Source organism: Parazoarcus communis SWub3 = DSM 12120, assembly GCF_003226565.1.
Classification (GTDB): Bacteria; Pseudomonadota; Gammaproteobacteria; order Burkholderiales; family Rhodocyclaceae; genus Parazoarcus; species Parazoarcus communis.
In genome coordinates this window covers 482361-495490 of record NZ_QKOE01000001.1, presented here as the reverse complement: position 1 = coordinate 495490, position 13130 = coordinate 482361, and the positions used below count along the sequence as shown (strand labels likewise).

Annotated in this window: 16 protein-coding genes; 6 read left to right on the top strand and 10 right to left on the bottom strand. The window is 62.1% G+C overall.

Going from position 1 to position 13130, the window contains the following annotated elements; all coding sequences use genetic code 11:
• Positions 1-3: 3 nt before the first annotated feature.
• The 7 genes from ybgF to ybgC form a co-directional block, all read right to left on the bottom strand.
• A complete protein-coding gene (gene ybgF, locus DNK49_RS02345; RefSeq protein ID WP_110522690.1) occupies positions 4-720 on the bottom strand; it encodes a tol-pal system protein YbgF in 717 nt (238 codons plus the stop codon).
• On the bottom strand, positions 720-1241 hold the full coding sequence (gene pal / locus DNK49_RS02340; RefSeq protein WP_110522689.1) for a peptidoglycan-associated lipoprotein Pal: 522 nt from the start codon (positions 1239-1241) through the stop codon (positions 720-722). The genes ybgF and pal overlap by 1 nt, the downstream gene beginning before the upstream one ends.
• Positions 1242-1302: 61 nt before the next feature.
• The gene (tolB, locus tag DNK49_RS02335) at positions 1303-2583 is read right to left on the bottom strand and encodes a Tol-Pal system beta propeller repeat protein TolB (protein ID WP_110522688.1); all 1281 of its coding nucleotides are present in this window, start codon (positions 2581-2583) and stop codon (positions 1303-1305) included.
• Between the two features lie 45 nt (positions 2584-2628).
• Complete coding sequence (locus DNK49_RS02330; RefSeq protein ID WP_110522687.1) at positions 2629-3516, bottom strand: energy transducer TonB; 888 nt, start codon at positions 3514-3516, stop codon at positions 2629-2631.
• Positions 3513-3926, bottom strand: coding sequence for an ExbD/TolR family protein (locus DNK49_RS02325; protein ID WP_110522686.1), 414 nt, complete (start codon positions 3924-3926; stop codon positions 3513-3515). Before DNK49_RS02325 ends, DNK49_RS02330 begins: the two co-directional genes overlap by 4 nt.
• A gap of 18 nt (positions 3927-3944) precedes the next feature.
• On the bottom strand, positions 3945-4619 hold the full coding sequence (gene tolQ, locus DNK49_RS02320; protein WP_110522685.1) for a protein TolQ: 675 nt from the start codon (positions 4617-4619) through the stop codon (positions 3945-3947).
• Positions 4616-5062 (bottom strand): tol-pal system-associated acyl-CoA thioesterase, encoded by a 447-nt coding sequence (gene ybgC, locus DNK49_RS02315; RefSeq protein WP_110522684.1) that lies wholly within the window; start codon positions 5060-5062, stop codon positions 4616-4618. Before ybgC ends, tolQ begins: the two co-directional genes overlap by 4 nt.
• 197 nt (positions 5063-5259) lie before the next feature.
• Here ybgC and DNK49_RS02310 point away from each other — a divergent pair, with 197 nt between their 5' ends.
• The 4 genes from DNK49_RS02310 to DNK49_RS02295 are packed head-to-tail and all read left to right on the top strand — an operon-like array spanning position 5260 to position 9292.
• Positions 5260-6456, top strand: a complete 1197-nt coding sequence (locus DNK49_RS02310) for an STAS domain-containing protein (protein WP_243632208.1) — start codon at positions 5260-5262, stop codon at positions 6454-6456.
• A 56-nt stretch (positions 6457-6512) separates the two neighbouring features.
• The gene (gene hslV / locus DNK49_RS02305; protein WP_110522682.1) at positions 6513-7049 is read left to right on the top strand and encodes an ATP-dependent protease subunit HslV; all 537 of its coding nucleotides are present in this window, start codon (positions 6513-6515) and stop codon (positions 7047-7049) included.
• Positions 7050-7070: 21 nt separating this feature from the next.
• A complete protein-coding gene (hslU, locus tag DNK49_RS02300) occupies positions 7071-8402 on the top strand; it encodes an ATP-dependent protease ATPase subunit HslU (RefSeq protein ID WP_110522681.1) in 1332 nt (443 codons plus the stop codon).
• A gap of 14 nt (positions 8403-8416) precedes the next feature.
• The gene (locus DNK49_RS02295; protein ID WP_110522680.1) at positions 8417-9292 is read left to right on the top strand and encodes an AEC family transporter; all 876 of its coding nucleotides are present in this window, start codon (positions 8417-8419) and stop codon (positions 9290-9292) included.
• A 7-nt stretch (positions 9293-9299) separates the two neighbouring features.
• On the opposite strand, the gene DNK49_RS02290 is transcribed toward DNK49_RS02295, so the two are convergent.
• Positions 9300-11246 (bottom strand): sensor domain-containing diguanylate cyclase, encoded by a 1947-nt coding sequence (locus DNK49_RS02290; RefSeq protein ID WP_110522679.1) that lies wholly within the window; start codon positions 11244-11246, stop codon positions 9300-9302.
• On the bottom strand, positions 11243-11644 hold the full coding sequence (locus DNK49_RS02285) for an RNA-binding S4 domain-containing protein (RefSeq protein ID WP_110522678.1): 402 nt from the start codon (positions 11642-11644) through the stop codon (positions 11243-11245). The genes DNK49_RS02290 and DNK49_RS02285 overlap by 4 nt, the downstream gene beginning before the upstream one ends.
• Before the next feature lie 177 nt (positions 11645-11821).
• On the opposite strand from DNK49_RS02285, the gene DNK49_RS02280 reads away from it, so the two are divergent.
• Positions 11822-12526: an AzlC family ABC transporter permease gene (locus tag DNK49_RS02280; RefSeq protein WP_110522677.1), complete on the top strand. Its 705-nt coding sequence runs from the start codon at positions 11822-11824 to the stop codon at positions 12524-12526.
• Positions 12523-12849 (top strand): AzlD domain-containing protein, encoded by a 327-nt coding sequence (locus DNK49_RS02275; RefSeq protein WP_110522676.1) that lies wholly within the window; start codon positions 12523-12525, stop codon positions 12847-12849. Before DNK49_RS02280 ends, DNK49_RS02275 begins: the two co-directional genes overlap by 4 nt.
• Positions 12850-12879: 30 nt before the next feature.
• Here DNK49_RS02275 and DNK49_RS02270 read toward each other — a convergent pair whose 3' ends face one another.
• Complete coding sequence (locus DNK49_RS02270) at positions 12880-13122, bottom strand: ferrous iron transport protein A (protein WP_110522675.1); 243 nt, start codon at positions 13120-13122, stop codon at positions 12880-12882.
• Positions 13123-13130: the final 8 nt, after the last annotated feature.

The window sequence follows — 13130 nt, the reverse complement described above, 5'->3', positions numbered from 1 at the left end:
GGGTCAGCGCTTGGCCAGGCGCTGCTTTGCTGCCTGTGCTGCGTTGGATGTGGGGTAGCGTTCGATCAGCGTCTGCAGGGTGCGCTGTGCGGTGCGCGCATCGCCCGCGGCCTGTTGGCTGTTTGCAAGGCCCAGCATGGCGTCCGGGGCTACCGGGTCGTTGGGCCACTTGCCCAGCACGGTGTTGAACAAACGCGTGGCTGCAGCGGTATCGCGGTTCTGCAGCGCGGCGTTACCCGCCCAGAAGTTGGCTGCCGACTGGTTGGCGCTTTCAGGATACTTGGTGATGAAGGCTTCGAATGCAGCCTGGGCTTCGCGTGGCTTGTTGTCACGTAGCAGGGTCAGGGCAGCTTCGTAGTCGGCAGTCTCCGCTGCGGGGTCGAGCGAGGCGGCCGGCTCGGCTTGTGCACCTGCGGTTTCAAGCTGACGCATGCGAGTGTCGAGATCGACATAGAAGTCACGCTGGCGTTGCTTCAGGGTTTCGACTTCGTTCAGCAGTACTTCGAGTTGGCCGCGAAGACGCGCGACTTCAGCCCGAAGCTCCTGATTCTGGTTGGCCAACTCGAGTTGCCCGCGATTGGACGTTTCGAGCCGGCCTTCCAACTCCTGCCTCAGGTCGCTGACCTGTCGGCGAGCTTCCACATCATCGAACAGACCCGCTTGTGCGGGTCCGGCCAGAGACAAGGCGGCAAGCACCGCCAGTGGCAGGAGGCGTTTCATCAGAACTCACCCGAGTAGAGCATGTCGCCGCGGCGGTTCTGAGCGTAGCAGGACTCGGTGGCTTCGGTGCAGCGCGGCTTCTCTTCGCCCAGGCTGACGGACTCGATCTGGCTGTCCTTGGCGCCCAGCAGGGTCAGCGCCTGACGGACGGCGTCGGCACGCTTCTGACCCAGTGCGAGGTTGTACTCGCGGCTGCCGCGCTCGTCGGTGTTGCCCTGGATGAGCATCTTCATCTGCGGGTTCTGCACCAGGAAACGGGCATGGGCTTCGACCAGCGGCTTGGCTTCGGCCTTGATGACGAAGCTGTCGAAGTCGAAGAACACGCTGCGCTTGGACAGGATGTTGTTCGGGTCGGTCAGCGCGGCGATGCCAGAGCCGGACATGCTCGGGGCCGTCACGGTAGCAACGCCGGCACCAGCGCCAGTGCGATCTTCAACCTTGGCGCCAGCGGTATCAGTGCCGGTGCTGGAGCAGGCGGCGAGCAGGGCGGACAGCAGGGCGGGCAACAGCAGTTTCTTCATGGATGTATCTCCAGTTTGATTTTGTACAAGGGACAGCAGTTGTAGGTACGACAGTAGTGAATCACCGTTGCAGCGGACCCCAGGCGGGTTCGCGTACATCAGCGGCCTGCACCGAGAGGCGTTGCTTCACCCGGCCATCGGAGGAAACAGCCGCCAGCACCCCCCGCCCGCCGGTTTCGGTGGCGTAGAGGATCATGCGGCCATTTGGCGCGAAGCTTGGGGATTCGTCACGTGCCGAATCGGTGAGGATCGTTGTCTGGCGGCTGGCAAGGTCTTGCACGGCCACCTGGAAGCGGCCGTTGTTGCGGGTGATGAAGGCGAGCAGCGTGCCATCCGCCGACAGGCGGGGGGTCACGTTGTAGCTGCCGTCAAAGGTTACCCGCTGCGCAGTGCCGCCGCTGGTGGAAATTCGGTAGATCTGGGGGCTGCCGCCGCGATCGGAAGTGAAGTAGATCCACTGACCGTCGGGTGACCAGGCTGGTTCGGTGTCGATGCCGGCCGAGCTGGCCAGGCGACGTACGCCCGAGCCATCAGCATTGAGCACGTACAGCTGTGACTGGCCGTCCTTGGTCAGCACGACTGCGAGCTGGCTGCCATCGGGTGACCAGGTGGGTGCGGAGTTCGAGCCCTTGAAGTTGGCGACAACCTGACGCTGCCCTGTGGCAAGGGTGTGGACATAGACGATGGGCTTCTTGGCTTCGAAGGATACGTAAGCCAGACGTTGCCCGTCCGGCGACCATGCCGGCGAGATGATGGGTTCGCGCGAGACCAGTGCGGCTTGCGGGTTGAAGCCGTCAGCATCGGCCACCTGTAATTCGAAACGCGGGCCTGACTTGACCACGTAGGCAATGCGGGTGGCGAAGTAGCCCGGCTGACCGGTGAGCTTCTCATAGACGAAATCAGCAATACGATGACCGGTCAGACGGTTCTGGGCAGGTGCCATCACCAGCGACATTGCCCCCAGTTCGGTCTGCTTCTGGGTATCGAACAGGCGGAAGCGGATCTCGAAGCGGCCATCTGCCATGGGCAGCACCGATGCAGCCAGTACCGCGTCACCCCCGCGCTCGCGCATGGCGGCCAGGTCGGGTACTCGCGACTCCGGCACTGCCAGCGGGCCGATGCTGACGAGGTTGAACAGGCCGCTGCGTTCGAGGTCGGCTCGAACCACGTCGGAGACACTGCGCGGCAGGCTGCTTTCGTTCTCGAACACCGGAATGATGACCGGGAAGCGGGATGCGCCTGCTCCGGTAATCTCAATCGACAATTGCGCGTGCGCCGTCAGTGCCAGGGTGGCAAGAGCGGCTGTGATCAGCAGACGGAAGGTGGCGATGATCTTGGTCATGGTGTGGTGCACAACGTAATGGCGGATTATAGCCATGGAGCGGGATCATTCATCCAGCGGACGGAACTTAAGTTCCAGAGTACGCTGAAAAAGTTCCCGTTGCGTGGGTAGCGGCAAGGGGCTGGAGCGGCGTATTGCCCGCTCGATGGCGTCGTCCAGTGCCGGTACCCCCGACGAACGCTTCAGGCGGATGGTCAGTACTTCGCCGGTCGGCAACTGGTCAACTTCGAAGATGGCTTCGGGGTTGCCGGTGAGGCCGGGCGGACGCAGCAGATTACCGCGAACCTTGGTCCGGATCGCGTTCTGGTAGGCATCGATGGCGCCCTGGTTGCGGGCTGCTGCAGCACGGTTTGCTTCGGCGCGAAGCATGTTCTCGACCTGGGTGCGCTCGCGTTCCTGCTCAAGCAGTTTGGTCATGTAGTCATCGCGCGGGGGCTCGACGGGCTTCTTGGGCTCGGGCTTGGGTTCGGGTTTTTTGGGTTCAGGCTTCGGCTCGGGCTTGGGTTCGGGCTTCTTGGGCTCAGGCTTTTTCGGTTCGGGTTTGGGTTCCGGTTTCTTGGGCTCAGGCTTGGGTGGTTCGGGCTTCTTTTCCGGCGCCTTGGTGGCGATCTCGGGCTTGACCACTGGCTTGGGCGGCTCAGGTTTTGGTTCCGGTTTCGGTGGTTCGGGTTTGGGCTCGGGCTTAGGCGGCTCCGGCTTCGGCTCGGGCTTTGGGGGCTCGGGCTTGGGCGGTTCGGGCTTCGGCTCCGGTATCGGAGCGGGACGGCTTGGCGGCGGCGCGGCCACCAGCTCGACTTCCAGTGAAGCGGGTGGCTTGCTCTGCCAGTTGACGCCGAAGAACAGGAACAGCGCCAGGCCAAGGTGAACGGTGATGGTCAGGACCAGCGAGGCCAGTTTGCCGGGCTGTTCTTGAGGGGTGTTGCGTTCGTTCATTTGCCGCCCGAGCTGGAACGGGTCTCAAGGCCGATCTTGCGTACGCCAAGTTCGCGCGCGGCTTCGAGCACGTCGATGACTTTCTGGTAAGGCAGGGACGAATCCGCTCTGACCAGGAAGGATTGCTCCGGCTTGGCTGCCATTGCAGTCTGGAGTGCACGCTGGAATTCGATCTCGGTCAGCTTGCGGGCGCTCGCATTGCTGGTTTCGCGCAACGCGAGGCTGCCGTCCTTGCCGACTTCGATGATCATTGCCTCGGAGGGGGGGGCAGCCAGTGGTCCGGCCGAGGGCACTTCGATGTTGCCCGGCTGCACCATGGGAGCGGTCACCATGAAGATGACCAGCAGCACCAGCATGACGTCGATGTAGGGCACGACGTTGATCTGGTTCATCAGGCGGCGTTGACGCATGACTAGCGGCTCCCCAACTCAGCGCAGGTTGCGCTGCAGGATGTTCGAGAATTCTTCCATGAAACTCTCGAAGCGGATGCCGATACGGTCGATGTCGTGCGCGAAGCGGTTGTAGGCAACGACCGCGGGGATGGCAGCGAACAGGCCGATTGCGGTGGCGACCAGCGCCTCGGCGATGCCGGGGGCCACTTGGTTGAGCGTGGCTGCGCCGACATTGGCCAGGCCGCGGAAGGAGTTCATGATGCCCCAGACGGTGCCCAGCAGGCCGATGTAGGGTGACACGGATCCAACTGAGGCAAGGAAGGCAAGATGGGCTTCCAGGTCGTCGACTTCACGCTGGTAGGTGGCACGCATGGCGCGGCGTGCGCCGTCGATGGTGGCGCCATGATCGTGACTCTTCGCGCGCAGCTTGGTGTATTCGCGATAGCCTGCTTCGAAGATCCGCTCCATGCCGCCGCTCTGGTGGCGACCGGCGGTGGCCGACTGAAACAGCGCATTCAGATCGCCGCCGCTCCAGAAGTCGCGCTCGAACTCATTGGTCTTGGTGCGCGCGGCACGAATCTGAAACCACTTGCGGAAGATCCAGTACCACGAGATCAGGGACAGTGCGGCAAGCAGTGCCATTACCAGCTGAACGAGTACGCTGGCCTGGCTGATCAGGCTGAGGATGGAGAGATCGTGAGTGACGGTCATACGGCTTGAAGGGTTTCGAGTTGACTGCGGATGGCTGCCGGCAGGGCGGCAGGTTTGCGACGATTCCAGTCGACGCAGGCGATCTGGATCGATGCATCGAACAAAAGTTCGCTGCCCCGGACAATCTGCTGGCCGAAGGTGATGCTGGCCCGGCGCAGTTCGTTCAGCGTACTGACGACAGACAGCGCATCATCGAGGCAGGCGGGTGCAAGGTAGTCCGCCTTGACCGAGCGCACGACGAAGGCGAGACCGTCGTCAGCCAGCATGCGTTGCTGTTCGAACCCGATCGCACGCAGCCATTCGGTGCGTGCGCGCTCACAGAAGCGCAGGTAGTTGGCGTAATACACGACTCCTGCGGCGTCGGTGTCTTCGTAGTAGACTCGGACGGGCAGGACGAAGCGGGCGGCGCCTTTCGGGTCGTCGTTTTCAGGAATCGTTTGCATCGCAGCATTCTAGCTGAGCCGTGGCGATCTCAAGTGGTACATTCGCTGCAAGGTATCCGCTAAAGGTAAGCATTCGTATCGGTGCGCATTCCGGTGTTCAATCGTGATGTCGTATGCGCATCCAGGCTTGGGCTGGTGCTATCCTTGCCTACGGAATCCCCAGCTCTTATCCCGAACGATTTCAGGTTGATTCAGGCGTGGCGCTCTCCTTCTTTGGCAAGAAACCCCCAGTAGATCCGGCGCGTGTGTCGCCGCAGGCGGCGCCTGCGTCGGCCCCGGTGCGTCCATCTACGCCACCGTCTCCGCCGCCGCCTTCCCAGCGTACCGAGTTGTCGACGCTCGATTTTTCCGGCGGAGACGTCAATCGGGCTCTGGCGCAATGCGCGGGGCTGGTGGAGGTGCAGGAGGTCGGAGCGGGTATCGGCGCCGTGTTCGAGGAGGCTGCCGTGCTCTATGCCAACGGAAACGTGCTGGAGGCCGAGCGTGTCCTCGATGGGGTGCTGGGAGACTCGGCCAATACCGCAGGTGAAGGGCTGTGGATGATGTTGCTGGATCTTTACCGGCTGACTGGTCAGCGCGAGCGCTTCGAGTCACGTGTGCTTGATTACGCGACCCGTTTTGAGCGCTCTCCTCCTCCTTGGGAGGATCTCTCTGCGCAGTCCGAGCGCCGCAAGGCCGATGTTGCACCGCTGGTCAATCTGTCAGGTAACCTCTCCGGGCAGGCAGAACCGCAGTTTCAGCAAATCTGCGTGATTGGACGCAAGAGTGGTGGCATCCGGATCGACGTCGGCCGCTTGCGCTCGGCAGATGAAACCGGCTGTACCTTGTTGCGCAAGGCCTTGACGCAGCTTGCTGCCGATCGGGTGAAGGTGGCGATCCTCAACCCGGCACAATTGGTCAACATGCTTGATGGGTTGATTGCGCCCGGGCGGGCCGAAGGGCGCGATATCTGGTTGCTGGTGCTGGAATTGTTACAGTACACCGGCGAGCACGAGCGCTTTGAGAATCTGGCTGTCGACTATGCCGTAACGTTTGAAGAGTCGCCTCCGTCCTGGGAGTTCAAGGCCCAGCAGCAGGCGGCCGCAGCGCAGGCCGCGCTTGAGGGGGCCGCCCGTGCCGACGAGGGCTTCCGGTTCGAAGGTGAATTGACCGGCGCCTCCAACGAAACCATCCGCAAGTTGGCTGCGGTTGCGTCGCAGTGCCAGGTGGTCACGGTCGATTGCGGTCGCCTGCGCCGGATTGACTTTGTGGGCGCGGGCACCTTGTTCAACGTCCTTGCGACGCTGCAGACTCAGGGTAAACTCGTGATCCTGCAGAATGTAAATGCCATGGTCGGGGCGCTGCTCAGGGTCATGAGCGTGGATCAGGTTGCCCAGGTGACCCTTCGCCCCTGATTCTGTCGCCGCCACAGGGCAGGCGTCGCATTCTCCCCTAACGGCAAGGAATTACTATGGAACAGTATCACGGCACCACCATCCTCTCGGTACGTCGCGGCAATCGCGTGGCATTGGGTGGGGACGGACAGGTCACGTTAGGCAACATTGTCATCAAGGCGTCGGCACGCAAGGTGCGTCCGCTTTACCAGGGACGCATCCTGGCCGGATTCGCTGGCGGTACCGCGGACGCCTTCACCCTGTTCGAACGTTTTGAGGCCAAGCTCGACAAACACCAGGGCAATGTGCTTCGCAGTGCCGTCGAACTCGCCAAGGACTGGCGTACCGACCGCATGCTGCGTCGGCTCGAGGCCATGCTCGCGGTGGCGGATCGCGAGCATTCTCTCGTGATCACCGGCAATGGCGATGTGCTCGAACCCGAGCAGGGTATCGTTGCGATCGGCAGTGGCGGGGCGTATGCCCAGGCGGCCGCGCGTGCGCTGATCGAGAATACCGAGTTGTCGCCGCAGGAGGTTGTTTCCCGCGCACTGACGATTGCGGGCGATCTGTGCATCTATACCAACCAGTGCCACACCATTGAAGTGCTGGACTGAACTTTACGAACCGAACACCCCATGACCCAGATGACCCCGCCGGAAATCGTTTCCGAACTCGACAAGCATATCGTCGGCCAGAACAAGGCCAAGAAGGCCGTCGCGATTGCATTGCGCAACCGCTGGCGGCGCGCCCAGGTCGGTGAGCCACTGCGTAGCGAGATCACTCCCAAGAACATTCTGATGATTGGCCCGACCGGTGTCGGCAAGACCGAAATCGCCCGTCGCCTGGCACGCCTGGCCAATGCGCCTTTCATCAAGATCGAGGCGACCAAGTTCACCGAAGTCGGCTATGTCGGTCGCGATGTCGACACCATCATCCGCGATTTGCTGGAAATCGCGATCAAGAGCGGACGCGAGCGGGCAATGCGGCTGGTACGTGACCGCGCCCTCGACGCCGCCGAGGATCGTGTGCTCGACGCCTTGCTGCCACCGGCGCGGACGGTGGGTTTCGGCGCCGAGCCGGAGACACAGGACAGCACCACCCGGCAGAAATTCCGCAAGAAGTTGCGTGAAGGGGAACTGGACGACAAGGAGATCGAGATCGAGGTTTCCGCGGGCGGCATGCAGGCCGAGATCTTCGCCCCGCCGGGCATGGAAGAGCTGACGCAACAGATTCAGGGCATGTTCCAGAATCTGGGCAACAGCAAGAAGCGCCAGCGCAAGCTCAAGATCAGCGACGCGCTGAAGCTGCTGGCCGACGAAGAGGCCGGACGCCTGATCAACGACGAAGAGGTCAAGACCGAAGCGATGCGTGCTGTCGAGCAAAATGGCATCGTGTTCCTGGACGAAATCGACAAGATCGCTGCACGTAGCGATGCACATGGGGCCGACGTGTCGCGCCAGGGCGTGCAGCGGGATCTGCTGCCGCTGGTCGAAGGAACGACGATCTCGACCAAATACGGCATGATCAAGACCGATCACATCCTTTTCATTGCCAGTGGAGCGTTTCATCTATCCAAACCCAGCGACCTGATTCCGGAGTTGCAGGGACGTTTCCCGATCCGGGTCGAGCTTGAATCGCTGGCGGTCGAGGATTTCGAGCGCATCCTGACCAGTACCGATGCCTGCCTCACCCGTCAGTACGAGGCACTGTTGGCCACCGATGGTGTGACCTTGAGCTTTACGCCCGATGGCATCCGTCGCCTTGCCGAGATCGCCTTCCAGGTCAATGAAAAGACCGAGAACATCGGTGCGCGGCGCCTGTACACGGTGATGGAGAAGCTGCTCGAGGAGGTGTCCTTCGAAGCGGGCAAGGCGGGATGCGAAGCCTTGACCGTGGATGCAGCTTATGTGGACCAGCGGCTCGACATGCTGGCTCAACGTGAGGATCTGGCGCGTTACGTGCTGTGATCGAGTCAACTTCGATGGCGATGCGCATCGTCGCCATCCTGTTTCCCTTGTTTGCGATCACGGCCTTGGGGTTCGTGGCGGGGCGCCGACTCAAGCCCGATCTGAGTCACGCCAACAAGCTGAACATGGATGTGTTCGTTCCTGCGCTGGTGTTTGCGGCGCTGGCCAACAAGGAGTTTCATGTCACCGAGTACTTGCCACTGCTGGGAGCAACCCTGCTCGTGGTGCTGGGCTCGGGTGCGGTTGGTTGGGCGGTGGCGAGGATGGCGGGCATCGACGTCAGGACTTTCGTGCCGCCACAGATGTTCAACAATTGCGGCAACCTTGGTTTGCCGCTGTCGGTGCTGGCCTTTGGCGACTCGGCACTGGCCCCGGCGGTGGCTATTTTCACCGTTTCCAATCTGCTGCATTTTTCCTACGGTGCGTGGTTGCTGGACCACAAGGTCCGGCTCATCAATGTCTGGCGGGTGCCATCTGTGCTGGCCACCCTCGTGGGGTTGGCGGTGGGTGTGGCAGGTATCGAAGTCTGGCCGCCCCTGATGCATGCCATCAGGATGTTGGGTGACATCGCCATTCCGTTGATGCTGTTCGCACTCGGTGTGCGGCTGACCGATTCCCGCATTACATCGATCGGTCTGGGTGTGTTTGCGGCAGTACTGCGACCCGTGTCCGGAATGGTGCTGGCCTGGCTGGTGATGTTGGTCATCGATCTGCCGCCGCGCGAGCAGGCACTGTTGCTGGTGTTTGGTGCGTTGCCGCCGGCCGTGCTCAATTACATCTTTGCCGAACGTTATCGTCAGGAACCCGAGAAGGTGGCTTCAATGGTGCTGATCGGGAATGTGACTGCGCTGCTCTTCCTGCCGTTGGCGCTGGCCTTGTCGCTGGAGTGAGTGTGCTTCAGCTGAGTGGTGGCGGAGTGTTCGGCGCCAGACTGATCAGCCCGTTGCCGTTACGTTTGCTGCGGTACATTGCTGCATCGGCCAGACTGAGCAGTTCGCTGAAAAGCTCGCCGTTGTCGGGATAGAGTGCGATGCCGATGCTTGCGCTCACAAACCAGTTTCGACCATTGGCGTTGAGCGGGAGGTTGAGGTCGCGCGCCAGGCGATTGGCAGCTGCGCGGACGTCCACCTCATTGGCGGGCTCGCCCAGCAGGATGGCGAATTCGTCCCCGCCGAGCCGGGCCACGGTGTCGCTGTCACGTACGGCAGCCTGAAGCCGGCGGGCGATGGTGGAGAGCACGATATCGCCTACTGCATGGCCGGCGTTGTCATTGATCTGCTTGAAACCGTCGAGATCAAGCACGATGACGGCAGCGCGCCCACGATGGCGTTTTGCGGTGCTGAACGTGAGTTCTGCCCGTTGCTCAAGCAGACGGCGGTTGGGCAGCCCCGTCAAGGGGTCGAAAAAGGCCAGGCGTGCGACTTCTGCCTCGGCCTGCTTGCGGGCGTCGATGTCCGAGACCTGTACCAGCACCGAGTGTATGGCGTGATGGTCGAGGTGGTTGTCGAGTCGCATCTCCACCCACTGCGCGCTGTCGTCGCTACGTTTTACCCGGCATTCGAGGGTCACGGGCTTACGTTCGGCGATGCAGTCGCGGAAGGTCTTTTCTACGACTTCGGCGTCTTCATCGACGATATTGAACCACAGGGCGTGTCCTTGCCAGCAAGCGGGGACGAGTCCGGTAATGCGTGTGGTTGACTCACCCGCCGACGTCACCGTGCCCAAGGCGTTGACTTCGAGTACACAGTCCGACGCCATTGAGGCAAGCGCCCTGTGGCGTGCCGCACGGTGCACCCTCTGCTGTACCAGGTGACTGATGGCGCCCGCCATGAGTATGCCCCCGATGCTCAGCAGGATCAGGCTGGCGGTTGGAATCGGGGTGGTGTCGGGATTCCGGGCAATGAATCGCATCTGCCACTGGCGGCCGCCGAAGTTGTAGTCGCGATACACCGCGGGCTGCAGAGGCTGTTGCGACGTCACCGGCGTGTCCTCGTAGAGCATTTCTCCAGGGCCATGTAGTTCGCTGTCCGCTCCCAGGTCGGTGATCTGCAGGTGGAATTGCTGACGCAAGGTGGGGGCGATCGCCGCATTGACCAGGTCGGACACCAGAAACGAGGCGGCAACGGTATGCGCCGGGGCTCCGTCCTGATTGACCACCGGGGCAAGCATGAGGACGGCAATGGCCTCCGGCGCCTGCTGCAATCGCAACGGAGGTGTGGCGGCAAATCCGCGGTCGCGCGCTCTTGCAATGGCTGCCCGCCGGATGTCGCTGGTGTTCAGGTCGTAGCCCAGCGAGCGCTGATTGCCGATGGGTGGGTGGATCATTTCCACCACGTGCAGGCGATCGAGGTCGCTGGGTGGGTAGATATCGAATGCGGCGTAGGCTGCGTCGGCGCTGCCAAGATTCTTGCGGAGCGCGCTGATATACGTATCGCGAGCGTGCGCGGGGAGATCTCGATTGAAAGCGAAAGCACGCACACCTTGCAGGCCTTCTGCGCGGCCTAGCGCCTGGGCATAGCGGGAGAATTCATGACCTGTTACCGAGTCGCTGGCAACATACAAGGCACGCAGACCGAGCAGGGCACTGCGATATTGTTCGGTCTGACGGGTGAGGGATAAGGCCGCCTGGTCCACGGTACGAGCGAATGTCGCTTGGGCCTGTTCCTGCTCGAGGCCCCGGTACGCTTGCCAGGCGACGTACTGGAGCATGCAGACGCCCAGCATCACCAGCAGGGTCACGACCCGATCGCGCTGAAGGACGGAGCGAAGGGGCGCAGGGCGGGGGGCTTGCTCGGCAGGCATGGGTTTGTCGTGTTCTCGCGTGGGGGTGCCGTGATGGCTCATGCGTCGCGCATGCGCTGTATCAGTCGGCGATCGCGCTTGGTGGGGCGGCCGTGCAGGTCAGCCCCGGGTGGTGCCGCCAGTTGTCGGGCTTCCCGGGCACGCTCGCGTCTGGACCGGCTTTCGGTGCTTTCTTCATACAAGGTTTGAGCCACGCTGGCGGGGCCACGCTTTTCGGCAATGGCACGAACCACGACTGAAATGGTGCTTTCGGAGAGGGTGACATCGATTATGTCACCCGGTTTGACTGCACGGGCAGGTTTGACCGATTGTCCGTTGAGTTTCACCCGCCCGCCATCGACGGCCTCGGTGGCGCCGCTACGGTGCTTGAAGAAGCGCGCAGCCCACAGCCATTTGTCGATACGGGTCTGCTCGAGTCCGTTGGTTTGAGGGCTTGTCATGATGCGTCGGTTCGGATGGCTGCAAGGGATGATGCCATCAAACCGGATTCGGCAATAGTCGGGATAAGCCCTGTGTGGGCAGTGCGGTCAAGGTGTGACGGTCGTGCTGACGGCAAGCGTCTATGGTGGCGAAACGAGGGCCTGATATCTTGGAGACTTTTGAACGCAGGATGCTTGATGAGTGACGCGTTTCGCAAAGGGGCCCGGGCGGGATGGGCAGACTTTCTGCCCATGTCCGTCGGTTTGATTCCGTGGGCGGTGGTAACCGGCATCGCCATGCGTTCGATTGGCCTGAGTCCGGTCGAGGCGATGGGCATGAACCTGATCGTCTATGCCGGTACCGCTCAACTGGGGACCTTGCCCCTGATTGCCACTGGGGCGCCGCTGTGGCTGATCTTCGTGACCGCGCTGGTGCTCAATCTGCGTTTCGTCATCTTCAGTGCGGCCATCGCGCCAGCGTTTCACGATCATCACTGGGCACGGCGGGTGAGCGCCAGTTATCTGCTGGTCGACGGCGTGTTTGCCGTGGGGGCTGACAAGATGCTTGGTGCGCGTGAGCCTGAATGGCGCTGGGGCTACTTCATTGCACCGTCGGTCTGGTGCTGGTGCCTGTGGCAGGTTTTTGTACTTGTGGGGGTGCTGGGTGCGGAGATCGTGCCGCGTGACTGGTCGCTGGAGTTCATGGTCACCATTGCCCTGATGCTGTTGATGATTCCGATGGCGCGCACCCGTCCGATGCTCCTCGCTGCCGTGGCAGGTGGCCTGGGTGCGGTACTGCTGCGGGATCTGCCGTTGCGTCTGGGCTTGTTTGCGGGCATCGCGATCGGCATTGCCTCAGGGTTCGTGGCTGAGCACTGGCAAACACGGAGGGCTGAGCGATGAGTGACGGTCTGACGTTGTGGCTGACCTTTGCGGCCATTGGTGTGACCACGCTGATGACGCGTGGCAGTTTCATCATGCTGGGAGAGAAGGCACGCCTGCCGGCTGCACTGCACCGTGCCTTGCGCTATGCACCCGCAGCGGCCTTGTCTGCACTGGTGGTCCCCGACATCCTGCTCGATGGTGGGCAATTGCAGCCGCTCAATCCCAAATTGCTTGCAGCCGTCGTGGTTGTGGTGGTTGCCTTGCGCTGGCGCAATCCATGGTTGCCTTTCATTCTTGGCATGGGGGTGCTGATTGCCCTGCGCAAGGGCCTGGGTTTGTGAGGGTGGAGGGCGGCTTTGCCGGTGGTCTCCTCAGCTTTCGGTGACCCAGATCCCGTGCGCAATCTCATGCTCCAGGGCGAGTTCGATGTGGTCGCACAGCACCACGGTCATCGGTTGCTGCTGCAGCACCCGGATATCGTGGGGTGGAGACATGCCGTAGGCGTGGAGTTGTTCGCGCTGTAGCGGTGAAACTTCGTCGCCGAAATCTGCAAGTCTGACCCTGCGGCCGACGGGCGTGCCGGTCAGGCGGATGCGTGCGGCTTGTGTATTCACGTGGGCTC